Raw genomic sequence first — 26041 nt, 5'->3', positions numbered from 1 at the left:
TGAGCGGCAGGGGTCAGCTCGCGGCGGCCTGGCGCCGGCGAGTGCTAGCCGCAAGGGACATGGCGCGGCGGGCGGCCGGGGAGTAGCCGAGGGTGTCGCCGGCGCGGCGCACGGGCGGGGTTCCGCCGTTGTTGCGGCGCCCGTCCGTGCGCTCGGCGGCGGTGGTCTTCGTGGGGCGGGTCAGCTGGGATTCGACCTGCGGCTTTTCCACCGTTTCGACCGTGTTTGCCCGGTCGTTGGTGGCGTCCTTCACGGCGGCCTTGGCGGCCACGCGGGTGGCGATGGATTCGGCGGTGTCGCCGAGCTGGGCGCCCTGGGTGTCGTCCCACGCGCGCTTCCACGTGGCCTCGCTCGGGTGCAGCTCGCCGACCGCCGCGGCGAGGGCGACAGTGCGCTCCCACACCTCGGGCCACTGCACGGCGCGGGTGGCGGCGAGGGCTTCGCGCTCGTCTACCGCGCGCTCGGCGGCGGCCTGCTTCTCGGCGGCCTCGGCGGCGGCGCGCTTGGCTTCGGCGCGGCGCTGGCGGCGGCTGACCTTGCCGTCGCGCTTGCGGATGCGGCCGTGCTCGTGGAGGTCCCACACCATCGGTCCGGCCAGCGAGCAGAACGCCCCGCCGAGGCCGGTGCCGAGGCCGAACGCGTGCGAGCCGTGCAGGTAGTTCACGGTCGCGGCGAACAGCGCCACCGCACCGGCGAGGGCCCGGTAGTGCCAGGACGGCCGGTGGTCGTCGATCGCGGCCTCGGCTCCCTTGAGCAGAGCCCACGCCAGGCCCTCCAGGACCAGCGGCGCGGCGAGCAGGAACCAGGCGTGCGGGTTCCAGAAGGCCATCATCTGGAGCGGCAGCGAGACGATGACGCAGATGATGGCGATGGTCTTCGCCGAGGTCCGCCACTGTGCGGCGGAGCGGGCGGCCTTCTCGCGGGTGGCTTCGGCCTCGGCCCGCGCCCGGTCGGCCTCGCGGCGGCGGTCGGCGGCCTCGCGGCGGATCTCCTCCGCCTTGGCCTGGCCCTCGGCGATCTCGGCGGCGGCCTTCGCGGCCTTGACCTGGTTGGCGATGTCGGCTGCAGCCTTGGTGGCCTCGGTCTTGGCACGCAGGGCCTCGGCCTCGGCGGCTTCCTTCGCGGCCGGCTTCGGCGCCGACCGGGCGCGGCCCGTGGGCCGCATTTCGGTGATGCTCATCAAGTCCCCCACGGGAGTTGGTCGAAGACGCTGTTCAGGAGGTCGCAAGACGCGCCAGGTGGCGCAGCACACGCAGGCGGCGAGCCTTCGCGGCCCGGCGGCGGATCGCGGGCAGCGTGCTCGCCAGCAGCACCCCGGCCGCCACGGTGAACGCGGCACTCGGGTGGGCGAGCAGCACCGCCGCGACAGCGGCGACGAACGCCAGCGCGGAGCGGGCGGCGGCGGGGAAGGCGACGGCGAGCAACAGCACCGCCCACCCGAAGCGCTTGAAGGCGCCCATCACGCCACCTCCGCCGACGCGGCACCGGACCGCTTCAGGGCTCGACGCTCGGCCGCGTCCAGGCCGCCGAAGATGCCGTACCGCTCGCGCCGGCGGAGCGCCAGCGCCAGGCAGGCCTCGCGCACCGGGCACGTCGCGCAGATCGCCTTCGCCCGCCTGGAGGCGAACTCGGCGGCCTCGGCGGCCACCGGGTCGTCGGCGTCCTCCGGCTCGACCTCGGGGAAGAACAGGTCGGGGTTCACCCCGGCGCACGCGGCGCCGTGCAGGTCGCCGTCCGGCGACGGCACGACCTCCACGGCGTAGGAGCCGGTCGGGCGGGCGGTCCGGTGCGGGATGCGGGTGCCCTTGGGGAACTCGGGGAACACGCCGCGGTGGGCGCGGCGAACGATCCTGGCCATCACGCTGCCGCCTTCCACGACTCGATCCGGCGGCGGCCGGCCGAGCGCATTAGGCCCTTCGCGTACCGGGCGGGCTCCGGGTCCCGCAGCACGTCCCGGGCCACGTCGAGGCGCACCACCTTGTCGGTGGCCGACTCGCCGACGGTCCCGGCGAACAGCTCCACATCGATGCCGAAGGCCAACTCGGCGAACTCGGAAGCCGAAACGGCCTCCTGGCCTGCGACAATCAGTCTCATGGGTCTACCTCTTCCAGGTGGTGGAGTAGGCCCGTGAAGGGGCTGCCGCGCGCCCGGCCAAGGAAAGCGCGGCAGCCCCGACTCACAGGGCCGTGAGGTGTTGCAAAAGATCAAGGCGCGACACCCGGAACCCGGGGCGCGCGATCGTGCAGATGTCGTCCACTTCGGGAGCGTGCTCCCGTCCTAGGCAGGACGACCAACCTCGCGGAGCGAGGTCTTCCCTCCGGACTGACCAGGCGCCGGGTGCCTCAGCCCCATCTGTCCGGGGCTCCTTGTGTTCGTTCCTCCGTGCCTGGGCAGCCCAAAGAAGGCTCAGGGGCATGGAGGGGGAAGCTGACCGCCCTGCAATTTCGAGCGATCGCCTCGACATCTAGAGTGCTCTAGATGAATCTAGGTAGTCAAGCCCATTGCCCTAGATGTGTTAGAGCGCTCCAGGGCTTAGGCTTGAGGCATGACTCTTGTGCAGGATGAGCGGGCGCCATACGTGCAGGTGGCGGACATCCTCCGCGCGGAGATCGCGTCGGGGGTGCACCAACCGGGGGCGAAGCTGCCTTCCGTGAAGAAGCTCGCGGAGCGCTTCGGAATCGCCGAGATGACCGTGCACAGCGGCCTTCGGGTGCTCCGCGAGGAGGGGCTGATCGTGGCCAGCCCAGGCCGCGGCACCTTCGTCCGAAGTGACGTAGATCCAGCGGCATTTGATGCAAGCTCCGCCTCGGTGGGCGGCGATGTTCGTAGTCAGGTGGAGCATCTCGCCTCCCAGGTAGAGCAGTTGGTGGCGCGGGTCGCTGAACTTGAACGACGCGTAGCCGGTCCGTCCGTTCCTGACTAACCATCGGATAGCCGTGGGTGATCGACTAGTGACAGCCGCAGTGTCATGGGGGTGACACATGGGGTGTCACTGGCCTGTCACCCCCTGCTGTCCAGGCCTTTTGCAGTGCCAGACTCAGAGCAAGCACCACCCCCACAGGGAGGGCACCAATGAGCTTGGACAGGCCCGCATGGGCACGACGCATGACCGCCGAACGGGACGCGCGCGACTGGTCACAGACCGACGCAATCGCTGCGATGAGGGCGCACTCGCCGAAGAAGCTGCCGGAAGATCCGACGATGCTCCGACAGTGGAAGCGTTGGGAGTCAGGCGAGGTGGTGCCGAGTGAGTTCTACCAACCGCTCATTGCTGCGACTTTCGGGACCGTCACGCACGCGCTCTTCCCGGTGGCCAGCCGCCGAGATGGCAACGCCGAGATCGTCGCGGCAAGCGGGATGGAGACGCTCGACATCATCAGCCGTCTGCAAGCTTCCGACGTAGACAACGCGACGATGGAAGCGCTCCGCATTACCACCGACCGGCTCTGCTCGGAGTACGCCCTGCTCCCGAGCGCGCAGCTCGCCGCCGAAGGGCGTCAGTGGCTCAAGCGAGTGGTTGGGCTTCAGGGGCAGCGGCTCACACTGGCGCAGCACCGGGAGGTCTTGGCCATGTCCGGCTGGCTGGCCCTGCTGGTGGGCTGCGTCGAGTACGACATGGGCGACAAGCGGGCGGCCGAATCCACTCGGCGGGCTGCACTCTCACTCGGAGCCGAAGCTGAGCACGCCGGAATCCAGGGCTGGGCAAACGAGATGCGAGCCTGGTTCGCGCTGACAACCGGCGACTACCGAGGCGTCATCGCCGCGTCCAAGGCGGGTGCCGAGGTGGCGGCACATCAGGGTGTCGCGGTCCAGCTCGCCGCCCAGGAGGCCAAGGCGTGGGCTCGGCTCGGCGACCGCCGGCAGGCTGAGGTGGCGCTCGAGCGTGGGCGCCGCCTACTCGAAGGCATGCCGTACCCCGAGAACCTGGATAACCATTTCGTAGTGGATCCGGCGAAGTACGACTTCTACGCCATGGACTGCTACCGGATGCTCGGCGAGAACAGGCTCGCTACGACCCTCGCGGAGGAAGTCATCCGGGCCAGCACCGACTACGACGGCACGGAGCGCTCACCCATGCGCATCGCGGAGGCGCGGCTAACGCTGGGCGTTGTCGCGGCCCGGGACGGTGACTTGGAGAGCGCGCTGAACTACGGGGAATGGGCTCTGCGGGGCGAGCGGCAGTCGCTCCCGTCCCTGCTGGCCGTGAGCCGCGAACTGGCGGGCCTTGTGAACAAGCAGTACGGCAGCGAGCCTGGCACGCGGGCATACCTGGAGCACCTGAGTGCCCTGAGCGGGGTTGGCCAGTAGCCCGGACAGCCAACGCCCAGGGGTCTACTGTTCGGCTGTTTGGACAGCGGCCGTGACCTGGGGAAATCGTCCGGACAGCTTGCGCGTCCTGTCCGGGTTCCGCCTCCTTCCAACTGACCTAGGGCGACCCGCCCAGCTTCTCGCCCATTCGCCACCCGCAGGAGCCCCTCCCCGTGAACCTCCGCCCACAGGAACTGCCCGAAGTGCGCGCTGCACTCCTGGACTTCACAGCCACACCTAGAGCACGGGAGTACTGGCAGGCCCTGGCCTCGCACGCCCGCGCCGAGGGTGGGGAGAGGTCCGCAGAGCAGCTTGAACGGGCCACTAGGAACGGCCTTGCTGGCGACCTATTCTTCGTCGCCCGGCCCATGGCTGATCTTGCTAGCGTCGCCGGACAGTCGCTGCCCTTCTTCGATATGAACGTCGAGGACGTACCGAGCCGAACGGGTCTGATGCTATTCGAGAGCGCCCCGGCCGACCTGTACAGTCCCAGGTCGGCCTTCACCGTGGAGCCGTACGCCTTCGCGGTTGTCGGAGGAGCGTGGGAGATCACTGAGGACGAGAGCTGTGTGTGGATCACACCCATCGTGCTAATCGACGGGGACACGTCGCTGACAATCGGGCAGCCTGCCCTGTTTCCATTCATTCCCGCCAGCAAGGCGCCGTCTGTCCACCGCAGTTTGGACGTCACAGACCGGTTCATCCGGACGCTTCGATCCTCATGGTTGCTCATGCAGCAGCCGCTCGCGGCTGACCAAGTTGTCGAGCCAAGGAGGTCTACTCAGAAGCGCTTGCGGAGGGCCGGCTATGACCCGGGGCCTGTCCGGGTGATCGAACTGCGCCGCCCGCAGGGGGCGCCAGGCGAGGCCAGCGAGGGTAGGGACTGGCAGCATCAGTGGATCGTCCGCGGGCACTGGCGGCAGCAGTGGTACCCGTCCCGCCAGGTGCACCGACCGGTGTGGATCGCACCGCACGTTAAGGGCCCAGAGGGCGCACCGATGATCGGCGGCGAGAAAGTGCATGTCTGGAGGCGGTAGATCGCCCACGCAGCCGAGTTATGCTGGCCTGGCCACTGGCCGCGGGTGGTCCGGCTGCACCTGCGGCCAGGCCAGAGGCGCTGCCGCCTCCATTCAGACCTCCATGGTGGAGGGTGGGGCTACTTGACCAGGCGGTCAGGGCCAAGACATGCCGAGATTGCCGGCAAGCTACGACCCTCGATCATGCTCGACTCAGACCGTGCAGGACATAGACTCTCTGTTCTGTCCAACTCGTCCGTCCACTGCCGTTTTCTCAGTCATCGTAAAGATCGCCGCGAGTAAGGATCTCAGCGGCGGGGAGTCTCTTCGCTGCGGCATTAAACCGCTCTGGCACCTCCTTCGTTGTCGCAAAAATGATCCGGCTGGGCTTCTTGACGGGTAGCGCGAGCAGAGTCTCGAACTTCTCGATGTCAGCAAGCTGCAGTGGCTGCGTCTTACATTCCCCAAAGATGATATTGCCGTCGAGAATGCAAGCGACATCCATTTCCCTACTTTTGCCAGGCCTGGGAAAGTTGACCAGGTCAATCTCGGGGGCGTAGTGAAATGCTGTCCGTGATTCTGCTTTCAGCTTATAAAGCACTTGGGCGGTCAGGTGGGAGTTGTTTCGGTAGAACTGGTACACGGTCTCTGCAAGCTTGTAGTACCAGTGAGGGGTTGCGGGGGTCCGCCAATGGCTTCGGGTGAATTGCTGGCGAAGGGAGCAGCGATTGCATGTGAATTCCGCCGTAAGGGAATCAATATTGTACCAAGATATTAGGCGGCAGCGCTCACATTGAAAGATGTACCCTCGCTGCAGGATCTGCTTACCGATGAGTTCATCTACCAGGTCGGCAGCGGAGTCCTCATTGCCCAGACTTCCTGAGATTGCCTGCAGGTTCAGGTAGGCCCGCTGGTCGTTTTCGACATATATGACATTTCCTTTGTCGGCAACCTTATTCGACATGAATTTGTCTAGAATGCTTCGAGTCGCTGCATCCTTGATGAATCGACCGGTCTCGTCAAGGCCACCAAATCGCCTGAGGGTATCTGCAAAGTAATTGCCCTTGTCGGAGTACTGAACCCGGACACCGGCGCTATCGAAGTAGGAATTGAAGAGACTCATCGTGTCGGGCAGTTCGATCCTTGGGCGGACTAGGACTGCATCGAGGTCACTGCTAAAGATCATCGAATTTGGGCATAGATAGGCGATCCCGTCATTGGCTACGCGTGATTCATTCGGGGAATTGTGGAGATTGACGATCTTCGGGCCAAGTTTGGACAGTGCAGGTGGCTGGTAGCCCTCGATCTCGAGGGATGTCAGCCAGTAATGTCCAGGCAATTTGATCGCGCGGAAGTTCTTCGGCCGGGGGGTTTCGAACGGGCTGACGCTTTTGGCGTCAATGAACGCCATGCTCCGATGATTGACATAGTTGTCCTGCTCGAAAGTTCTCAGGATGCAGGTGGTCGAAACCGCCGAAACAGGTACGCAATCGGCCGCAGAAATGAAGCGCTTACTATCGCCTGCGCAGCTGGCCGCCTGGGACCTATAGGCAATAGCTTGTCGGATGGTCAAGCTCATGCTGCAAATCTGGATGCGCTTGGATTCATATCCGTACTTGATAAGGCCAAACGCTAGGTTCACCAGGCGACGTGCTGCCGTTTGCTGGTCGGTGTACTCGGGGGGGTTCCTTCCCGCCTTGTGGCACTTCCTGCGCTCATTGGAGGTGGCGGTGAAACCCCTCAGCCAAGCGAGGGGAAGCCATATGATTCCCTCGTGAAGGCGGGACATTGAATAGTAGAGGCAGAAATCATCAACCGTATCGCCGAGGACAATAACCACGGGTTCGACATGCGACCTGTGGCGGTCCATTCTGTAGTACTGGTCGAGATGGACCATGCTAGCGCTGAAAGGAATTTCCGGAGTTAACCTTCTCCCTTGGTTAATTGAATAGGTCGCTTCGCCAGACAGCTCCATAAAAAGGTCTAGGGGGTCGAATTCATCTGGGAGTTGGCTTACTGCTACTCCCTGACTCTCCATAGAGGTGCGGTAGTTTGCGCCTCCACCTGTCTGAGAGCTGACCAAGAGTGAGAGCAGTGGGTCGGAGTAGAGTTTGGGCAGATTTACGCTTATTACCTCCCTATTGGAATACGCGGCGATCTCGGAAATTTTAGTGAAGGGATATCCAAATCCCGAATCTGGGCTGATGTGCTGATCAATGGGAGTGGAGTGGTGAAACGGGCTTAGGCGATTCAGTAGCTCTGCCTGGAGGCTTTCCGATATTTCGAGGGCGTCCAGACTTGATGTTGATGCACTTTGCGAGAAGAACTCTGGAAAATCCCGCGCCGAATTTCCGCTTGCATTCCACCTCTTCTCGTATCGACCCCTCGCTTCCTGGTATACTTTCGCATCAATGAATTCAAGGTCAGAAAATCTCAAATTATAAACGGCGAGGTAGTCTGGACTATATGCTTCTAGTATCTCCCAATATTTTTCGGAGATGGCTTCGCCGTCTGTCGGGATGATGATGAAGTAGCGCCCTCCCCATACCTCTGAAGCTTTGGAGATGGCTCCCTGTGCGGCGGCCGTCCAGTATTGGGTGTTCTTGTTGATAAATATGGCGCATCGTGGCGGTCGGACCGTGGCAGTAATATTTTGATAAACTGGTTCTCTAGCCACGATAAATCTCCTTGAGGCCGGTGGTCTGCCGTCGGTTAGCTGTAAAGGTCCGCGCGAAGACGGGGTATCAGCAGGCTAGTCGGCGCGGCGTCGACCTGCACTGGCATCGGCAGCATCTGCTCGGCGCACGGCCAGTTGTCGGGCCGCAAGCGGCTGGGGCGACTTGACGCAGCGCTCGTGGCTGATCATGCGGTGTGAACAAGGGTGGGCATCCGGGCTTCTACGAGCTTCCTCGGCGGCGTGGCCTGCTGCCGACCGGAGGGGGCGTCGGAGGCGGCCAAGCAGGAGTTCTGGGCAAGGCGGATGGGTGCCCACTATGAAGTGGTGTGCCCAGGTTTGAAGCCTGACACGAGCGGGAGGGCCGGGCCGTCTGTGGGTGGTGCAAGGGCGGTCGGCAGCACCCGACATTGACGGTCGATGACGAGTTTCCGCAGGTCATCACGACCGCCGGCAACAACGCCGCAGGCCAGATCGGCGGCGCGTCACTCCTGGTACTACTGGCGCGTCAGTTCCTGCGCAACGAGTTGGGCCAACTCCGTGCCGGTGAAGGGAGGCGGGCGGCGATAGCGATCACTAGAACGACGACCAGTCCTCTCCCCGCGGGGTTTTGCCATGCCGACAGTCGTCTGAGGGAAACCCATAGCCTAGACCGGATCGCCACGTCATCCTGGGCTGGTGCAGAAGCAGCCGCCGCTCGGTACTCGGATCGAGGAGTTGACGCGCCATCTGGCTGGCGTGTTTGGCCTCCCGGACTTCGTCTACTTGCCGAAGGTCGTAAGCCACGGCCCCGGCGTCCGGGAGCTTAGCGACGGCCTGCTGGTAGTGGGCAATCGCGGACTGATCTTGCAGTCCAAGAGCCGGCGACCCGGCGACCGTCCGGACTCCGTCGAGAAGGCCAAGAGGTGGTGCCTTAAGGAGGGTAGGAGCGGTCAGCGGCAAGGCGCTGGAACTCGACGCACCATGCGGGAGCAGATGGAGCCGTTCATGTCCGTGCGCGGTTACGAACGGATGTTGCCTGACCCGAGCTCGTGGCCGACGGTGGTGATCATTTGGCATCCGGATAACCCAGCCGTCGAATTCCCTGCCGCACCCGACACCATGTTCATTGCACTTAACGACTGGCTTCACCTCCATGCCATGGTCCGGTCCACGACCGGCGTGATTGCCTACGTCGAGAGGGCCCTCGCATCCGGGATCTCGGTACCCCTCGGTTGCGAGCAGGACCGATACCAGGCCCTGGCAGGTGGCGACCTCCGCGCGTCGTTCGGCATGCCGGGCACTGTGCCAGGCTTGCCGCCATTCTTTCCGGATGACCGCACCCTCCGCCTCGCGGCGCTGTTTGAGAGCCTCATGGATCACGCCGCCAAGGAGGCCGATCGGGTTGGTACAGAGACGTACCTGCGGATCGTCGAGGCGTTGGACCGGACGCCGACTGAGCCCGAATCCACCGACCTGATTCTGGAGTGATCGGATCTGGGTTTTGGCGGGGGTGACTGGGTGGTGGGTGTGGGGTGTTTGCTGGTCTGCCCAGCTTTTCCACGTCTGCTCCGGTCGGGCCCTGTCGGGCGGGTGGTCGGGTTGGTGATCAGGCCGGTGGCGGGTGGGCGGCGTCGAACAGATCGGTGAGCGCGTGTTGCCAGGGCCAGTGGTCGGGCAGGTGGAGCGTCAGCCTGCGGGCCGAGCGGGCGATGCGGGCCGGGACGTGGATCAGGTGGGCCCGCAGGGTCGCGGTGGTGGCTCTCGCGTGGAAGGTCCCGGCGAGGGATCCGGCGGCTCGCAGCAGGTTGTGGGCGATGGCCCACAGGGTCAGCCACGCGTTGTTCGCCTGGAAGTTCCCGGAGGGCAGGTGGGCCAGGGCCGATCCCTTGCCGTCCGCGATGACCTGCTCGATCGTGGCGTGCTGCCGGTGGTGGAGTTCGGCCTGGAGCGTGGCGAAGGGGCTGTCGGTGAACACCGGGTGGTAGCGCCAGGCGGTGAACAGCTCGCCCTGCCCGGCAGCCGTTTCGGCGTTCAGGCGGCGGACCCGGCGCACGATCAGCCGGGCAGTGGTGTGCTCGGTCTTCCTGCGGCCGGTGAACGCCGTGTAGGTGATCTCGGCGACCTCGGCGTCGGAGACCAGCTCGCCGGTGTCCGGGTCGACGAACGCCTCGGGGTATCGGATCGGCGTCCAAGCGTCCTCGCCGATCGCGCTGATCGCGGCGGCGACGTGGGGGTTCATCCGCACCGTCACGGAGAAGTGCGCTCTCGCGCGGCGGCAGGCGGCCACCACGTCGGCGTTGTAGAACTGGCTGTCCGCGCGGACGATCACGGTTCCGCCCGCCCCGGCCTGGCGGGCGGCCGCCAGGGCCTCGCTCGTGAACGGTCCGGCGCCGCGGGCGTCGGCCGCTTTGCCCCGCCGCAGGCGGACCGCCGCGACCACCGGGCGGGCCGTCGGTGTGCTGAGGGTGGCCAGGATCGGGTGCAGGGTGCGCACGCCCTTGAACCGGCCGACCTCGGCACCCTGCTTGGCGCGTCCGTAGACCCGCCGGTGGGTGGGGTCGACGTCCACGAACGCCACCCGGTCCAGGCCGGGCAGCAGCGGGGTGTCCCGTGCGAGACGGGCGAGGAAGTCCCGGTGCACCGCATGGAGTTGCCGGTTGTGCCCGTGCGTGAACGCGCGCAGGAACGTGCCCAGCGTGGAGGGCGCGCGCACCCCGCCGAACAGCCGGCCCATCGCGCCGTGCCGCAGCCGGCCGGTGTCGTCGATCGAGTCGGCCCCGGCGCACATCGCCGCGACCAGCGTCATCACCTTCGCAGCCGGGTTGGCACCGCCGCTGTTGCCCGCACCGTCGAGCCTCAGCCTGTCTTCGACCAGTCCGGGAAGCCCGACCCGCTCGGCCAGCCGGACCAGCGGGACGAGCCCCGCGTCCGCGACCAGGTTCGGCTCGTCGAACGCGGCGGTGAGCGCGGCGGAGCTGTGGGAGGATTTCACTTACGAGGTGCCTTGCTGGTTGGGCCGGACGGAAGCGTAGAGAACTCCCATCCTCCCAGCTCAGCAGGCACCTCTCTGCGTCAGCCCGTCCCCACCTCAGTCACAGCCCGGTGGATCCGGGCTGAGGCCCGCTCGATGATCGGAGCCAAGATGGCGGGCATGTTCGAGGACATGATCACTTCGCGGTTCGCCCATTGCATCCACGTCGCAGCTGATAGCAGGACGCAGCTACATCTGCTGTGCGCGATCTCCGCCGTTTCTGAAGATCCTCCACTATTGAAGACGGGAATCGGGTACTTCGCGAAGTTGCGTCACTCTCAGGCACTTGAGGCCGGAGCCGACCCGGAGTCGGAGACGCTGGTGGTCGCAACAATCCATCACCCTGGCGGCACGGACAGGCTTCACTTCGACCTGGTATCGGGGCCAGTGACGCTGCAGCCAGAGACCCGGTCGGCTCTAGAGAGGTACTACGGTGCATACAGCGCACCCAAATTCCGTCCTGTGTCCACCTGATAGGAGTTCGACCCTGTGCGTGGTGGGTGGTAGGTGGCTGGCTGGTTCAGCTGACAACAACGGCTGACAGCAACGGCGACGAACGAAGGCAGCCCGCCGTGTGTAGGGATGTCCCGTGGAATTGGTGGCTCGGCATTGCTGCTGGGACTTGCTGGCACTGCGGAGTGTCATGGATCTTTCCGAGCCCTTCGCGGCGGAGTGACAGCTCAGGACGTCAGGCGACTGTCACACCTGTCACTCTGTCACTGCAAGCGGTCTGAACTGCTTGAACGTCAGTGACACCTCCAGTGACAGTTGTCGCAACCATCGGTCCTGCGGACAGGGGCAGCTCGACCCTGGTGTTACTCGGAGGATCCACCGCGAGCCGCCCGCTCCTTGGGCCGTCTATGGGCCGTGCGATGTGTGGCGAGATCGGCCGTGGATGACACCTGCTAACGAACCCGCCGCAGGTCAGTGCCACGTGACATGGAAACACCGCAGGCGAACAGGGAGTCGCGTCAGTTCCTGCGCAACAAGCGCCAGGAGTGGGAGGAGTACCGCTCCGAGGTCACCCCGTTCGAGCTCCGCAAGAACCTGCAGGTGCTGTAACACCCCCCGGACGGCCCCGGTCCGGCGCGCTTGGGCGCCGGACCGGGGTGCTCGCGGTCAGTGGCCGCGGGCGATCCAGTCGGCGAGGTGGGGGGCCTCGGCGGCGATGGTGGTGGAGTCGCCGTGTCCGGTGCGGACGGAGGTCTCCGGGGGGAGGGCGAGGAGCCGGTCGCGGATCGAGTCGATGATCGTCGGGAAGTCCGAGAAGGACCGCCCGGTCGCGCCCGGACCGCCGGAGAAGAGGGTGTCGCCGCTGAACACGGTGACGAGTTCCGGGGCGTGCAGGCAGACCGCGCCGGGGCTGTGCCCGGGCGTGTGGAGCACGGTCAGGTCGGTGCCGGCGACGGTCAGGCGCAGGCCGTCGGCGAGGTCGGCGTCGGGCTTGCGCTCGGGGTGGGTCTGCTGCCAGAGCACCGCGTCGTCCGGATGGAGCAGGATCGGCGCGCCGGTGCGGTCGGCCAGTTCGGGCGCCGCGTTGATGTGGTCGTTGTGCCCGTGGGTGCAGACGATCGCCACCAGGCGGCGGTCTCCGACCGCCTCGGCGATCGCGGCGGCGTCGTGCGCGGGGTCGATCACCAGGACGTCGTGGTCGTCGCCGACCAGCCAGACGTTGTTGTCGACCTGCCAGGTGCCGCCGTCCAGGCTGAACTCGCCCGAGGTGACCAGGTGTTCGATCCGGGCCGCCATCAGAACAGCACCACCGATCGCAGCACCTCGCCCTTGTGCATCCGCTCGAACGCCTGCTCCACGCCGTCCAGCGGAATGGTCTCGCTGACGAAGGCGTCCAGGTCGAGCCGGCCCTGCAGGTAGAGGTCGATCAGCATCGGGAAGTCCCGGCTGGGCAGGCAGTCGCCGTACCAGGAGGACTTCAGGGCGCCGCCGCGGCCGAACACGTCGAGCAGCGGCAGTTCCAGCTTCATCTCGGGCGTCGGCACCCCGACCAGCACCACGGTGCCGGCCAGGTCGCGGGCGTAGAACGCCTGCCGGTACGTCTCCGGGCGGCCCACCGCGTCGATCACGACGTCCGCGCCGTGGCCGCCGGTGAGCTCCCGGATCGCCTCGACCACGTCCGCCGAGCCTGCCTCGACGGTGTCCGTCGCGCCCAGCTCGCGGGCCTTGGCGAGCTTGCGGGGGTCCAGGTCGACCGCGATGATCCGGGCCGCGCCGGCCAGCCGGGCGCCGAGGACGGCCGCGTTGCCGACGCCGCCGCAGCCGATGACGGCGACGGAGTCGCCGCGGCCCACCGCACCGGTGTTCACCGCGGCACCGAGACCCGCCATCACGCCGCAGCCGAGCAGACCGGCCGCCGCCGGGGAGGCCGCCGGGTCGACCTTGGTGCACTGGCCGGCCGCGACCAGCGTCTTCTCCGCGAACGCGCCGATGCCGAGCGCCGGCGAGAGCTCGGTGCCGTCGGTCAGCGTCATCTTCTGCTTCGCGTTGTGGGTGGCGAAGCAGTACCAGGGCCGGCCGCGCCGACAGGCCCGGCAGTTCCCGCACACCGCACGCCAGTTGAGGATCACGAAGTCACCCGGCGCCACGTCGGTGACGCCCTCGCCGACCGACTCGACGACACCTGCGGCCTCGTGCCCGAGCAGGAACGGGAACTCGTCGTTGATGCCGCCCTCCCGGTAGTGCAGGTCGGTGTGGCAGACGCCGCACGCCTGCACCTTCACCACCGCCTCGCCGGGCCCCGGGTCGGGCACCACCACGGTCACCACCTCGACCGGTGCCCCCTTGGACCGTGCGATCACACCCCGTACCTGCTGCGCCATCGCGCCCTCCTCGCTTCCGTGCGTCCGGAGTCGCCCTGCCGCTCCGGAACTACGTCGATTGTGACGGTCCGACAGGCATCCGCGGTGCAGGTCGGGCGGAAGGGGCGGCGGACGGCTCACGGCCACCCGGGCGGCTTCGGGGAGGCGGTCGCCTCGCCGCGCTCGATCTCGGCGCAGGAGGCGCGGGCCCGCTCCGCCACCCAGCCGGAGGGGAGGGGGCCGCTCCCGCGCAGCTCGTCCGCCTGCCTGCGGAGCGCACGCAGCGCCCGCGCCTCGGCGGCGGACAGGCCCAGCTCCTGGTAGTCGCCGAGGTCGGGCCGGCCGTCCAGGTGGTCCTGGAGGTAGGTGGTCAACTGCCGTACGCAGGGCGGCTCCTGCGACGGCGCGGGTACGGATGGGGTCGAGGGGGTGGAGGAGCAGGCGGTGGAGAGCAGGAGGGCTGCGAGGAGCGCTGCGGCGGTCGCGGCCCGGCGGGCGCTGTGCGGATCGGTCACCGGCTCCGGCCCCCTTCGTGCGGTGCGGTGGCACCAGGGTGGCGGAGGCGGCGGCCCCGCGGAAGGGGCGGGAGCGTCGGCCGGGCCGGCTCTTCGGGACGGGTGCCTACGGGCCCGGGTGGGGTCACAGGGGGAGGACCAGGCGGTGGTGGCCGGGGTGCCAGGTGTAGCCGAGGGCGGTGGTGAGGGCGGTCATGGGGGTGTTGGCGGCGGCGACCTCGGTGTGAGCGGTGCGGAGGCCGGCGTGGGCGAGGTGGTCGGTGGCATGGAGCTTGAGGGTGCGGGCGAGGCCCCTGCCGCGCCAGGGGCGGGCGACGGCTGCGTAGGTGAGGTGGCAGGTGTACGGGTCGGGGGTGGCGTGGGCGGCGGCGACGGCGACGAGTCGGCCGGTGTGTTCGGCGAGGTGGATCCAGTCGGGGCGGAAGGCGGGGCCGGCAAGGACCTCGGTGTGCCACTGCTCGTAGTCGGGGAGGGCGTCGGCGAAGCCGGGGTTGTCGGGGAGGGTGGCGAGGTAGAGGGCGTGCAGCCGCTGGGCGGGATCGGTGACGGTGGTGGTGGCGAGGGTGGTGAACCGGATGCCGGCCGGCGGTTCGGGGAGCGGGGCGGGGGAGGGGCGGAGGGTGGTGCTCGCGGTGCGGATGTGGGCGTCGACGGTGTGGCCGCGGTCGAGCAGGGCCGGGAGGGCGTCGAGCCGGGTGTCGGGGAGTTCGGTGAGCAGGCGGGTGGCGCCGGCGGTGCGGGCCCAGGTGGTGAGGGCGTCGGCGAGCGGGAGCAGGACGTCGGTGGAGGTGAGGGTCCCGGCGCGCGGGATCCGGGTGCAGGCCGTGGCGGGGACGCCGGCGGGCGGGGGCAGGACGTCGGTCGCGGCGGGCGGGGGCTGGACGTCCGGGGTGGCGAGGGCGTAATGGGAGGCGAGGTCGCCGGGTGGGGTCCAGGGGGCGCGCCAGGCGGTGGCGTAGCCGACGGGCCGGCCGGTGCGGTCCTCGGCGAGGAGGCGGATCCGGCCGTGGCCGGTGAGGCGGCCGTCGGGGCCGGTGGTGAGGGCGTCGGTGGCGGGGAGGGCGGCGTCCTCGGCGTCCAGCCGGTCGACGGTGGTTCCGAGGAGCGGGGCGAGCGCCTGGTAATCGGCGGGGGCGCGGAAGGGGCGGATGCGGATCACAGGTCACCTTCGGTTGCGGGCCGAGGAGTTCGACCCTGGGCCCAGCCTTCGTATCACGTGTGACATTTCATGCGCGCGGCTATATGGGACCGGCCGTTCGAGGGACGCCGGGCCGGGCGGGAGCGGGTGACGACGGGTCACTTCGGGCAGGTGGAAGGGCGGGAACGTAGGCTTTTTCGAACGGATGGGCAGCTGGAGGGGCGATGGCAGTGGAGGAACGGGCCGGGAGCCGGACCAGCCGGCTGGAGATCCGGCTGGTGCGCCGCGGCTTCGGCGACCCCGACCGGGCGGTGCGGCGGCTCGCCGACCCCGCGCTGCACGGGCTGGCCGCCGACCCGGTGCTGCTGGACGCGCTCGGCGCCACCGCCGACCCGGACCAGGCGCTGCACGGCCTCGCCGGGCTGCTGGAGGCGTTGGACGAGCACGAGCGGCACACCCTGCGCGACACCCTGACCACCTCCAAGCCGCTGCGCGACCGGCTGCTCGGCGTGCTCGGCGCGTCCACCGCGCTCGGCGACCACCTGGCCCGGCACCCGCGCGACTGGCACGCGCTGGTCACCTTCGAGCTGCGCGACATGCACCCGGGCCGGGCCGACTTCCTCGGCGAGCTGGCCGGCCGGGTCTGGGCGGACGAGCCGAACCGGCGGGCCGACGCGCTGCGCGCCGCCTACCGGCGCTGCCTGCTGGCGATCGCCGCCCGCGACCTGTCCGGCACCACCGACCTGCCGCAGGCCGCGGCCGAGCTGGCCGACCTGGCCGGCGCCACCCTGCAGACCGCCCTGGACATCGCCGCCGAGGAGGACCCGGACGCCGCCCGCGCCTGCCGGCTGGCGGTCGTCGGCATGGGCAAGTGCGGCGGCCGGGAGCTCAACTACGTCTCCGACGTGGACGTGATCTTCGTGGCCGAGCCGCGCGAGGGCGTCGAGGAGCAGAAGGCGATGCAGGCCGCCACCCGGCTCGCCGCCCGGACCATGCGGCTGTGCTCCGACACGACCGGCGAGGGCACCATCTGGCCGGTCGACGCCAACCTGCGACCCGAGGGCCGCAACGGCCCGCTGGTCCGCACCCTCGGCAGCCACCTCGCGTACTACCAGCGCTGGGCCAAGACCTGGGAGTTCCAGGCCCTGCTCAAGGCCCGTCCGGTGGCCGGCGACGCCGAGCTCGGCGCCGCCTACACGGAGGCGATCGCGCCGCTGGTCTGGCAGGCCTCGGCGCGGGAGAACTTCGTCGCGGACGTGCAGCAGATGCGCCGGCGGGTGGTCGACGCGATCCCGGCCACCGAGCTGGACCGGCAGCTCAAGCTCGGCCCGGGCGGGCTGCGGGACGTCGAGTTCTCCGTGCAGCTGCTGCAGCTGGTGCACGGGCGTACGGACGAGAGCCTGCGCAGCGCCAACACCCTGGAGGCGCTGGCCGCGCTCAGCGCCGGCGGGTACGTGGGCCGCGCGGACGCGGCCTCGCTGGACACCGCGTACCGCTTCCTGCGGTCGCTGGAGCACCGGATCCAGCTGCACCGGCTGCGCCGCACCCACCTGGTGCCCACCGACCAGGCCGACCTGCGGCGGCTCGCCCGCTCGCTCGCCGCGCAGATCAACGACGACACCCGGGCCGACCCGATCGCGGCCCTGGAGCGCGAGTGGAAACGGCACGCGGTGGAGGTGCGGCGCCTGCACGAGCGGCTGTTCTACCGGCCGCTGCTGGACGCCGTCGCGGTGCTGCCCACCGCGGAGCTGGAGGTCGCCGGCGCGGGCGCCGGGGCGACCGGGCTGAGCACCGAGGCCGCGAAGGAGCGGCTGGCGGCGCTCGGGTACGTCGATCCGGCGGCCGCGCTGCGGCACATCTCGGCGCTCGCGGCGGGCGTGAGCCGGAAGGCGGCGATCCAGCGGACGCTGCTGCCGGTGCTGCTGGGCTGGTTCGCCGACTCGGCCGATCCGGACGCCGGGCTGCTGAACTTCCGGCAGGTGTCGGACGCGCTCGGGCGCACCCCCTGGTACCTGCGCCTGCTCCGCGACGAAGGGGCGGCCGCGGAGCAGCTGGCCCGGGTGCTGTCGGCCGGCCGGCTGGCCCCCGACCTGCTGCTGCGGGCGCCCGAGGCGGTCGCCGTGCTCGGCGACCCGCAGGGCCTCGTCCCGCGCGGGCGGGTGGCGCTGGAGGCCGAGATCCTGGCCGCGGTCGGCCGGGCGGGCAGCGCGGCGGCCGGGGTCGCGGCGGCCCGGGCGGTCCGGCGGCGGGAACTGTTCCGGACCTCGGCCGCCGACCTGCTCGGCCGGCTCGGCGACGACCCGGCCCGGGCGCTGGACGCCGCCGGGGAGGCGCTGACCGCGCTCAACGCGGCCACCCTGCAGGGCGCGCTGAAGGCCTGCGTGGCCGGCTGGGAGGCCGCCAACGGCGAGCTGCCGACCCGGCTGGCGGTGATCGCGATGGGCCGGCTCGGCGGCCACGAGCTGGGGTACGGGTCGGACGCCGACGTGATGTTCGTCCACGAGCCGCTGCTCGGCATGCTGGACGAGGACGCCGCCCGGGCGGCGCACGCCGTGATCCACGAGATGCGCACGCTGCTCGCGGCACCCTCGGTGGAGCCGCCGCTGGTGGTCGACGCCGACCTGCGGCCCGAGGGGCGGCAGGGCCCGCTGGTGCGCACCCTCGCCTCGTACACCGCGTACTACAAGCGCTGGTCGCACGCCTGGGAGAGCCAGGCGCTGCTGCGCGCCGAGCCGGTCGCGGGCGATCCGGAGCTGGGGGAGCGCTTCCGGGCGCTGATCGACCCGCTGCGCTACCCGGGAGCCGGGGTGCCCGAGCGCGACCTGCTGGAGATCCGCCGGATCAAGGCCCGGATCGAGGCCGAGCGCCTCCCGCGCGGCGCCGACCCGACCACCCACACCAAGATCGGCCGGGGCGGTCTCGCGGACGTCGAGTGGACGGTGCAGCTGCTGCAGCTCCAGCACGGCCACGCGGTGCCGGCGCTGCGCACCACCCGGACCCGGGTGGCGCTCGCGGCGGCCCGGGAGGCCGGGCTGATCGGTGCCGAGGACGCCGAGGTGCTGGACGCGGCCTGGGTGCTCGCCTCGCGGGTGCGCAGTGCGGTGATGCTGGTCCGCGGCCGGCCCGGGGACAGCTTCCCGGTCGACGCCCGCGAGATCGCCGGAGTCGCCCGCTACCTCGGCTACGGCACCGGCCACAGCGGCGAGCTGGTCGACGAGTACCGCCGGACCACCCGCCGCGCCCGCCAGGTGGTCGACCGGCTGTTCTACGGACAGTGACCGCCGGCCCGGGGCAGGCGGCCCCGGGCGGGCGTACCGGTGGTTACCGGTGCGCCCCGACGGTGTTCCAGGAGGCGGGCACGGTCAGCTGCCCGGTGGGGCGCTCCTCGCCGGGGACGCGCGGCAGCTGGAAGGCCCAGACGTGGTAGACCAGGCGGGCCGCCCCGAAGCCGACCGCGAGGCAGAGGATGCCGCCGACCGCGTCCATCCAGAAGTGGTTGGCGGTGGAGATGATCACCACCAGGGTGGCGGCCGGGTAGGCCAGGCCCAGGGCCCGCACCCAGGTGCGCTCGGCCAGGAAGAAGACGGTCAGCCCGCACCACAGCGACCAGCCGATGTGCATCGAGGGCATCGCCGCGTACTGGTTGGAGACGTGCGCGCCGGCGCCGGAGGCCATCGAGCCCCAAGTGTCGTGCACCTTCACGGTGTCGATGAAGCCGCCGCCGGTCATCAGCCGGGGCGGGGCGAGCGGGAAGAAGTAGAAGCCGACCAGCGCGATGCCGGTGGTGACGAAGAGCACGGTGCGGGAGGCGGCGTACCGCCCCGGGTGCCTGCGGTAGAGCCAGACCAGGACGCCGATGGTCACGATGAAGTGCAGCGTCGCGTAGTAGTAGTTCATCCCGACGATGAGCCAGGTGATCTTGTCGACGGTGTGGTTCACCGCGCGTTCTATGCCCACGCCGAAGGTCTGCTCGAAGCTCCAGATCCAGCTCGCGTGCTTCTGCGCGACCGTGGCCTGCTCGGGCACCGCGTTGCGGATCAGCGAGTAGATCCAGTAGCTGAGGCCGATCAGGGCCAGCTCGAAGACCAGGTGCGGCCGGGCCGGGCTGCGCCGCTGGGTGCGGACCCGGCTGCGCAGGGCGGCGGCGCGCGACTGGGCGCCCAGGGTGGCTCCGTCGGGCAGCGGGCTCGGGTGGGCCTTGCCGGAGACGGAACCGCCGTCGGACGCCGTTTCGGCGTGGTCGGCGCCGGGTGCGTGGATCTCGGTCGATTCCCCCATGGACGAGAAGTCTGCCAGACGTCCCGTAGCCGTCCGATCATCCTGTGGTCGGGGATTCTTCACCGACTGTCCCCCTACGGGGGTAGGGGATTCTCGACTCTCGGAGCGCATGTGCTCCATTGTTGCGCGCGGGTAACGAGGGGTCGAACCGGGGTCCGGGTACGGAAGGCGGCCGGGGGGCGGGCCCGCCGGCTGTCAGGTCCGGCGGGCCGCACTCCCCACCGTAGGACTCTGCGGGTTTCGCAACGGTTGGGTCAAGACCTTGGTTGCAACAATTTCAGCATCTTGCTGAAACATCTTGCAGCGCGCTACGGTCCACGCCACCTCACGTACGCCGAGCCGCCTCAAGGGAGAGCCCGCCGTGGCCCAAGCCCAGCCCCGCGCCCCAAGGAGCACCACCCCGTACCGCCGTCCCGGCCGCGCCGCCGTGCTGCTGGCCGCCTCGCTGGTGGCCGCGACGCTGGGCTCGACCCCGCTCGCCGCCGCCGCGGCCGCCCCGCCCGCGCCCCCGTCGGACGCCGCGCTGGCCGCCACCGCCGGCCGGCACGACCTGACCCGCGAGCAGTTCTACTTCGTCCTTCCCGACCGCTTCGCCAACGGAAACACCGGGAACGACACCGGTGGCATCACCGGCGGTCGGCTGGACAACGGCTTCGACCCGGCGGACAAGGGCTTCTACCACGGTGGTGACCTGCAGGGTCTGATCCAGAAGCTGGACTACATCCAGGACCTGGGCACCACGGCGATCTGGATGGCGCCGATCTTCAAGAACAAGCCGGTGCAGGGCGCCGGCGCCGACGCCTCGGCCGGCTACCACGGCTACTGGATCACCGACTTCACCCAGGTCGACCCGCACTTCGGCACCAACGAGCAGCTCAAGGAGCTGATCGACAAGGCCCACAAGCGCGGCATCAAGGTCTTCTTCGACGTCATCACCAACCACACCGCCGACGTCGTCGACTTCGCGGAGCAGAGCTACGGCTACCGCTCCACCGGCGCCTACCCGGTGCTGGACGCGGACGGCAACCCGGTGGACGAGACCGCCCTTGCGGACGCCCGCGCGGCCTGGCCGAAGACCACCGCGGACTCCTTCCCCTACACCCCGCGCCTGCGCACCCCCGCCGACGCCACCGCCAAGACCCCGTCCTGGCTGAACGACCCCTCGCTCTACCACAACCGCGGCAACTCGACCTTCGCCGGCGAGTCCGCCACCGAGGGCGACTTCTCCGGCCTGGACGACCTGGACACCCAGAACCCCAAGGTGGTCGAGGGCTTCCGGAAGATCTACCAGCAGTGGGTCGCCGAGACCGGCGTCGACGGCTTCCGGATCGACACCGTCAAGCACGTCAACATGGCCTTCTGGGAGCAGTGGGCGCCCTCGCTGAAGAAGTTCGCCGCCGAGCACGGCAACAAGAAGTTCTTCATGTTCGGCGAGGTCTACTCCGGCGACCCGGCGGTCACCTCGCCGTACGTCACCCGGGGCAAGCTGCAGGCCACCCTGGACTTCGCCTTCCAGGAGGCGGCCCGCAAGTACGTCTCGCAGAACGGCTCCGCCAAGGCGCTGGCCGACGTCTACGGCCAGGACTACCGCTACACCACCGCCGACACCGACGCCTACGAACTGCCGACCTTCCTCGGCAACCACGACATGGGCCGCTTCGGCAGCTTCCTGCAGGCCGACAACCCCGGCGCCTCGCAGCAGGCGCTGCTGGCCAAGGACCGGCTGGCGACCGAGCTGCAGTTCCTGACCCGCGGCCAGCCGGTGGTCTACTACGGCGACGAGCAGGGCTTCACCGGCGCGGGCGGCGACAAGGACGCCCGGCAGGACATGTTCGCGTCCAGGACCCCCTCGTACAACAGCGACACCGTGATCGGCGGCACCGCCGGCTCCAAGGACCGCTACGACGAGGGCGCCGCGCTGTACCGGGGCATCGCGGGCCTGGCCAAGCTGCGCAAGGACCACCCGGCGCTGGCCGACGGCGCGCAGATCGAGCGGTACGCGGCCGACGGCGCGGGCGTCTACGCCTTCTCCCGGATCGACGCCAAGCAGCAGGTCGAGTACCTGGTCGCGGTCAACAACGCGAACGAGCCGAAGACCGTCACACTGGACACCTTCTCGGCCGGCATGGGCTTCGACCGGCTCTACCCGCAGGCGGGGCAGAAGCTCACCAGCGGCGCCGACCGCAAGGTGACGGTCACCGTGCCCGCGCAGTCCTCGGTGGTCTTCAAGGCCGCCGGCAAGCCGGCCAAGCCGGCCGCCGGGCCGCAGATCGCGCTGGCCGCGCCGGCCGACGGCTCGTACGGGACGGTCACCGTCGGCGCGCAGGTGCCGGGCGGCGGCTTCGACCGGGTCAGCTTCGCCGCGCAGATCGGCGACGGGCCGTGGCAGACCCTGGGCACCGCCGACAACGGGACGTACAAGGTCACCCAGGACCTGTCGAAGGTTCCGGCCGGCACGGTGGTGCGCTACAAGGCCGTCGTGCAGGACTCGGCGGGCCGGCTGGCCTCGACCACCGGCTCGTTCACCACCGGCGCGCCGACCCCCGCCCCGGCGCCGAGCGCCACCTCGCGGCCGTACGCGATCGTGCACTACCAGCGGAAGAACGGCGACTACGACGGCTGGAACCTCTACGCCTGGGGCGACCTGGCGGACGGCGAGGCGACCACCTGGCCGGCCGGGCACGGCTTCACCGGGCGGGACGCCTACGGCGCCTTCGCCTACGTGAAGCTGAAGAGCGGCGCCGCCGACCTCGGCTTCGTGGTGGAGAACAACGGCACCAAGGACGTCGACTCCGACCGGCACATCGACATCTCCGCGACCGGTGAGATCTGGATCAAGGAGGGCGACCCGACCGTCCGCACCGCCAACCCGGACGGCGCCGTGCCGGTGCCCGAGGGCAAGGCGGTCATCCACTACCACCGGGCCGACGGCAACTACGACGGCTGGGGCCTGCACGACTGGACCGGCGCGGCCACCCCGACCGACTGGGGCAACCCGCTGATGCCGGTCCGCAAGGACGCGTACGGCGCGGTGTTCGAGGTGCCGCTGGCGGCGGGCGCGACCAGCCTCAGCTACATCATCCACAACGGCAACGACAAGGACCTCCCGGCCGACCAGTCGCTGGACTTCGGCACCAGCGGCCGGGAGATCTGGATCATCGGCGGTCAGGAGGGCCACCTGCTGCCGCAGGCCGCCGGCGCCTCCTCGCAGCTGGACCTGACCTCCTCCCGCGCCCAGTGGATCGACCGGAACACGGTCGTGGTCCCGGCCGGCTACGGCGCAGCCGACGCGGCGCTCGCCTCCGGGACCAGCGCCCAGCTGATCTACGACCCCGAGGGCACCCTGGCCGTCGACAAGGGCGTGCTCAGCAAGCCCGGCCGCTGGATCCGGCTCACCCCGGCGAGCGGCCTCACCGACGCCCAGAAGGCGAAGTTCCCGCACCTGGCCGGCTACCGGGCGTTCACCGTCGACCCGCGCGACGCCGGCCGGGTCACCGCGGCCCTGCGCTCGCAGCTGGTCTTCGCCGAGCACCTGCCGAACGGCGCCGCGCTGGCCGCCACCGGCGTGCAGACCCCGGGCGTGCTGGACGACCTCTACGCCGCCAAGGCCGGCGCCGCGCAGCTCGGCCCGGTCTACCGCAGCGAGCGCGACGGCTGGGGCTGGTTCGGCGGCGAGGACCGCAAGGTCACCCTCTCGCTCTGGGCGCCCACCGCCACCGAGGTCTCGGTGCAGCTCTTCGACAAGGCCACCGGCGGCACCCCGAAGACCGTGCCGCTCAAGCGGGACGAGGCCAGCGGCGTCTGGTCGCTGACCCGGGACGCCGACGAGCTGGACGGCAAGTACTACCTCTACCAGCTCAAGGTGTGGGCGCCGAGCGTCGGCAAGGTGGTCACCAACACGGTCACCGACCCCTACTCGGTGGCGCTCTCCACCGACTCCAAGCGCTCGCTGGTCACCGACCTGGCCAGCCGCCGCAACAAGCCGAAGGGCTGGGACGACCACCGCAGCCCGGAGGCGGTCCCGGCCACCAAGCAGCAGATCCAGGAGCTGCACGTCCGCGACTTCTCGGTCGCCGACACCACGGTTCCGGAGGCCGAGCGCGGCACGTACAGGGCCTTCACCGAGTCGAAGTCGGCCGGCATGCAGCACCTGCGCGACCTCGCCAAGGCCGGTGTCACCACCATCCACCTGTTGCCGACCTTCGACATCGCCACCATCCGGGAGAACCGGGCCGAGCAGAAGCTGCCCGCCTGCGACCTGGCCGCGCTGGCCGCCGACAGCGAGAAGCAGCAGGAGTGCGTGGCCGCGGTGCAGGCCGACGACGCCTACAACTGGGGCTACGACCCGCTGCACTACACGGTGCCGGAGGGCTCGTACGCCACCGACCCGAACGGCACGGCGCGCACGGTGCAGTTCCGCGAGATGGTGCAGGCGATGCACGAGGCCGGCCTGCGGGTGGTGCTCGACGTGGTCTACAACCACACCGCGGCCGCCGGGCAGGACGACAAGTCGGTGCTCGACAAGGTGGTGCCCGGCTACTACCAGCGACTCAGCGACACCGGCAAGGTCACCACGGACAGCTGCTGCGCGGACACCGCGCCGGAGCACGCCATGATGAACAAGCTGGTGGTCGACTCGGTGCTCACCTGGGCCCGGCAGTACCGCGTCGACGGCTTCCGCTTCGACCTGATGGGCCTGGACCCCAAGTCCACCATGCTGGACGTGCAGAAGGCGCTGCGCGGCCTGACCAAGGAGAAGGACGGCGTCGACGGATCGAGCGTCTTCCTCTACGGCGAGGGCTGGAACTTCGGCGTGGTCGCCAACGACGCCCGGTTCGTGCAGGCCACCCAGGTCAACATGGCCGGCACCGGGATCGCCACCTTCAACGACCGGGTCCGGGACGCGGCGCGCGGCGGCAACTACATGCTCTCCTCCGCCCCGCAGCAGGGCTTCGCCTCCGGCCTGTTCACCGACCCCAACGGCTCGGCGGACAACGGCACCCCGGCCGAGCAGAAGGCCCGCCTGCTGCACCAGATGGACCAGGTGAAGGTCGGCCTGACCGGCAACCTGGCCGGCTACCGCTTCACCGACAGCGCCGGGAAGGCCGTCACCGGAGCGGGGGTCGACTACAACGGCGCCCCGACCGGCTACGCCGCGCAGCCCGGCGAGGCGGTGGAGTACGTGGACGCGCACGACAACGCCGACCTGTTCGACGCGCTGGCGTACAAGCTGCCGGTCACCACCACGCCCGCCGACCGGGCCCGGATGCAGGCGCTGGGCCTGTCGCTGACCGCGCTCAGCCAGGGCCCGGGCTTCTCCCAGGCCGGCAGCGACCTGCTGCGCTCCAAGTCGCTGGACGCCAACTCCTTCGACTCGGGCGACTGGTTCAACGCGATCCACTGGGACTGCGCCCAGGGCAACGGCTGGGGCCGGGGTCTGCCGATGGCGGCCGACAACGGCGCGATGTGGGTGCGCGGCAAGGCGCTGCTGGCCGACCCCGGGCTGAAGGTCGGCTGCAACGAGATCTCCTCGTCCACCGCGCTCTACCAGCAGTTCCTGAGGATCCGTCAGGCCTCGCCGCTGTTCGCCCTGTCCAGCGCGGCCGAGGTGCAGCAGCGGCTGTCCTTCCCGCTCTCCGGCACGGCCGGCGAGAACCCGGGTGTGATCACCCTGCACCTGGACGGCAAGGGCCTGCGCGGCGCGGAGAAGTCGATCACGGTGGTCTTCAACGCCACCCCGACCGCGCAGCGCCAGACCGTCGCCGGGCTCGCCGGTACCGCGCAGTCGCTGCACCCGGTGCAGGCGAAGGGGGCCGACGCGGTGGTGAAGCAGTCGGGATTCGATCCGGCCACCGGAACCTTCACGGTGCCGGCCCGGACGGTGGCCGTCTTCGTACAGAACTGACGTTTCTGACAAGGGTTTAAGGGATTTCCAAACTGTTTATAGGGGCCCCGTCCGACGGACGGGGCCCCGTCCCGTTGTGGCCGAAAAGCATCGCTCCGGGCCGGATCGGCGCGGCGCCCGGGCGACTTGCGCTGCTGTCCCGGGTCTGTGGCACGGGATAAACACTCCGGTGCCACGGTCACTAATCGGTCAATCACTGGCATGCATCTGTCATTCACGGCCCGTTTGCTGCCACGATTCCTCCGGCTGCGGATGAAGAAGGGTTCCCCCACCCCCCGGTTGCTGTTCGCGGCGCCGGCTCCGCCCGCGTGTGATTGCACCGCACCCATGCCGTGACCAGCGGCAGGGCCCCCGCTGCGCCGCAACCGCGGCCAGATTCTC

At 69.5% G+C, this 26041-nt stretch carries 18 protein-coding genes and 1 pseudogene; 8 read left to right on the top strand and 11 right to left on the bottom strand.

All coding sequences use genetic code 11. The features are described 5' to 3' along the window. Positions 1-13 precede the first annotated feature (13 nt). The 4 genes from ABEB06_RS11630 to ABEB06_RS11615 are packed head-to-tail and all read right to left on the bottom strand — an operon-like array spanning position 14 to position 2094. Positions 14-1180, bottom strand: coding sequence for a hypothetical protein (locus ABEB06_RS11630; RefSeq protein WP_345696764.1), 1167 nt, complete (start codon positions 1178-1180; stop codon positions 14-16). A gap of 34 nt (positions 1181-1214) precedes the next feature. Continuing rightward, positions 1215-1460: a hypothetical protein gene (locus tag ABEB06_RS11625; protein WP_345696763.1), complete on the bottom strand. Its 246-nt coding sequence runs from the start codon at positions 1458-1460 to the stop codon at positions 1215-1217. Next, positions 1460-1858 (bottom strand): WhiB family transcriptional regulator, encoded by a 399-nt coding sequence (locus tag ABEB06_RS11620; protein WP_345696762.1) that lies wholly within the window; start codon positions 1856-1858, stop codon positions 1460-1462. The genes ABEB06_RS11625 and ABEB06_RS11620 overlap by 1 nt, the downstream gene beginning before the upstream one ends. Beyond that, positions 1858-2094, bottom strand: coding sequence for a hypothetical protein (locus ABEB06_RS11615; RefSeq protein ID WP_345696761.1), 237 nt, complete (start codon positions 2092-2094; stop codon positions 1858-1860). Before ABEB06_RS11615 ends, ABEB06_RS11620 begins: the two co-directional genes overlap by 1 nt. A gap of 451 nt (positions 2095-2545) precedes the next feature. Here ABEB06_RS11615 and ABEB06_RS11610 point away from each other — a divergent pair, with 451 nt between their 5' ends. From ABEB06_RS11610 to ABEB06_RS11600, 3 genes are all read left to right on the top strand, one after another. Continuing rightward, a complete protein-coding gene (locus ABEB06_RS11610; RefSeq protein WP_345696760.1) occupies positions 2546-2923 on the top strand; it encodes a GntR family transcriptional regulator in 378 nt (125 codons plus the stop codon). Positions 2924-3105: 182 nt separating this feature from the next. After that, entirely contained in the window at positions 3106-4308 is a 1203-nt protein-coding gene (locus ABEB06_RS11605) for an NsdA family TPR-like regulatory protein (RefSeq protein WP_345696759.1), read from the top strand. A 173-nt stretch (positions 4309-4481) separates the two neighbouring features. Beyond that, positions 4482-5345, top strand: a complete 864-nt coding sequence (locus ABEB06_RS11600; RefSeq protein ID WP_345696758.1) for a hypothetical protein — start codon at positions 4482-4484, stop codon at positions 5343-5345. Positions 5346-5598: 253 nt separating this feature from the next. On the opposite strand, the gene ABEB06_RS11595 is transcribed toward ABEB06_RS11600, so the two are convergent. Beyond that, positions 5599-8001 carry a hypothetical protein gene (locus ABEB06_RS11595; RefSeq protein WP_345696757.1) on the bottom strand — a complete coding sequence of 801 codons (2403 nt, stop codon included), beginning with the start codon at positions 7999-8001 and terminating at the stop codon, positions 5599-5601. Positions 8002-8676: 675 nt separating this feature from the next. Between ABEB06_RS11595 and ABEB06_RS11590 the strand changes: the two genes are divergently transcribed. Continuing rightward, positions 8677-9468 carry a hypothetical protein gene (locus tag ABEB06_RS11590; RefSeq protein ID WP_345696756.1) on the top strand — a complete coding sequence of 264 codons (792 nt, stop codon included), beginning with the start codon at positions 8677-8679 and terminating at the stop codon, positions 9466-9468. 118 nt (positions 9469-9586) lie between these two features. Here ABEB06_RS11590 and ABEB06_RS11585 read toward each other — a convergent pair whose 3' ends face one another. Further along, positions 9587-10972 (bottom strand): IS1380 family transposase, encoded by a 1386-nt coding sequence (locus ABEB06_RS11585; protein WP_345696755.1) that lies wholly within the window; start codon positions 10970-10972, stop codon positions 9587-9589. Positions 10973-11131: 159 nt separating this feature from the next. On the opposite strand from ABEB06_RS11585, the gene ABEB06_RS11580 reads away from it, so the two are divergent. After that, on the top strand, positions 11132-11485 hold the full coding sequence (locus ABEB06_RS11580) for a hypothetical protein (RefSeq protein ID WP_345696754.1): 354 nt from the start codon (positions 11132-11134) through the stop codon (positions 11483-11485). A 501-nt stretch (positions 11486-11986) separates the two neighbouring features. Continuing rightward, positions 11987-12073, top strand: a pseudogene (locus ABEB06_RS11575) (glutamine synthetase); the annotation flags it as partial. Positions 12074-12130: 57 nt separating this feature from the next. Here ABEB06_RS11575 and ABEB06_RS11570 read toward each other — a convergent pair. The 4 genes from ABEB06_RS11570 to ABEB06_RS11555 form a co-directional block, all read right to left on the bottom strand. Next, positions 12131-12760 (bottom strand): MBL fold metallo-hydrolase, encoded by a 630-nt coding sequence (locus ABEB06_RS11570; RefSeq protein ID WP_345696752.1) that lies wholly within the window; start codon positions 12758-12760, stop codon positions 12131-12133. Continuing rightward, positions 12760-13845: an S-(hydroxymethyl)mycothiol dehydrogenase gene (locus ABEB06_RS11565; protein ID WP_345696751.1), complete on the bottom strand. Its 1086-nt coding sequence runs from the start codon at positions 13843-13845 to the stop codon at positions 12760-12762. The genes ABEB06_RS11570 and ABEB06_RS11565 overlap by 1 nt, the downstream gene beginning before the upstream one ends. Before the next feature lie 116 nt (positions 13846-13961). Further along, positions 13962-14339, bottom strand: coding sequence for a hypothetical protein (locus ABEB06_RS11560; protein WP_345696750.1), 378 nt, complete (start codon positions 14337-14339; stop codon positions 13962-13964). Positions 14340-14463: 124 nt separating this feature from the next. Then, positions 14464-15498, bottom strand: a complete 1035-nt coding sequence (locus ABEB06_RS11555; protein WP_345696749.1) for a GNAT family N-acetyltransferase — start codon at positions 15496-15498, stop codon at positions 14464-14466. Between the two features lie 203 nt (positions 15499-15701). On the opposite strand from ABEB06_RS11555, the gene ABEB06_RS11550 reads away from it, so the two are divergent. Continuing rightward, the gene (locus tag ABEB06_RS11550) at positions 15702-18755 is read left to right on the top strand and encodes a bifunctional [glutamine synthetase] adenylyltransferase/[glutamine synthetase]-adenylyl-L-tyrosine phosphorylase (protein ID WP_345696748.1); all 3054 of its coding nucleotides are present in this window, start codon (positions 15702-15704) and stop codon (positions 18753-18755) included. 43 nt (positions 18756-18798) lie between these two features. On the opposite strand, the gene ABEB06_RS11545 is transcribed toward ABEB06_RS11550, so the two are convergent. Continuing rightward, positions 18799-19755: a phosphatase PAP2 family protein gene (locus ABEB06_RS11545; protein WP_345696747.1), complete on the bottom strand. Its 957-nt coding sequence runs from the start codon at positions 19753-19755 to the stop codon at positions 18799-18801. A 361-nt stretch (positions 19756-20116) separates the two neighbouring features. Between ABEB06_RS11545 and pulA the strand changes: the two genes are divergently transcribed. Continuing rightward, positions 20117-25660, top strand: coding sequence for a pullulanase-type alpha-1,6-glucosidase (gene pulA / locus ABEB06_RS11540; RefSeq protein WP_345696746.1), 5544 nt, complete (start codon positions 20117-20119; stop codon positions 25658-25660). Positions 25661-26041 lie beyond the last annotated feature (381 nt).

Origin of the sequence: Kitasatospora terrestris (assembly GCF_039542905.1) — a bacterium.
In the GTDB taxonomy this organism is placed as follows: Bacteria; Actinomycetota; Actinomycetes; order Streptomycetales; family Streptomycetaceae; genus Kitasatospora; species Kitasatospora terrestris.
Note: the sequence above shows the minus strand (reverse complement) of the source record. Positions and strands in the feature narration are given on the sequence as shown.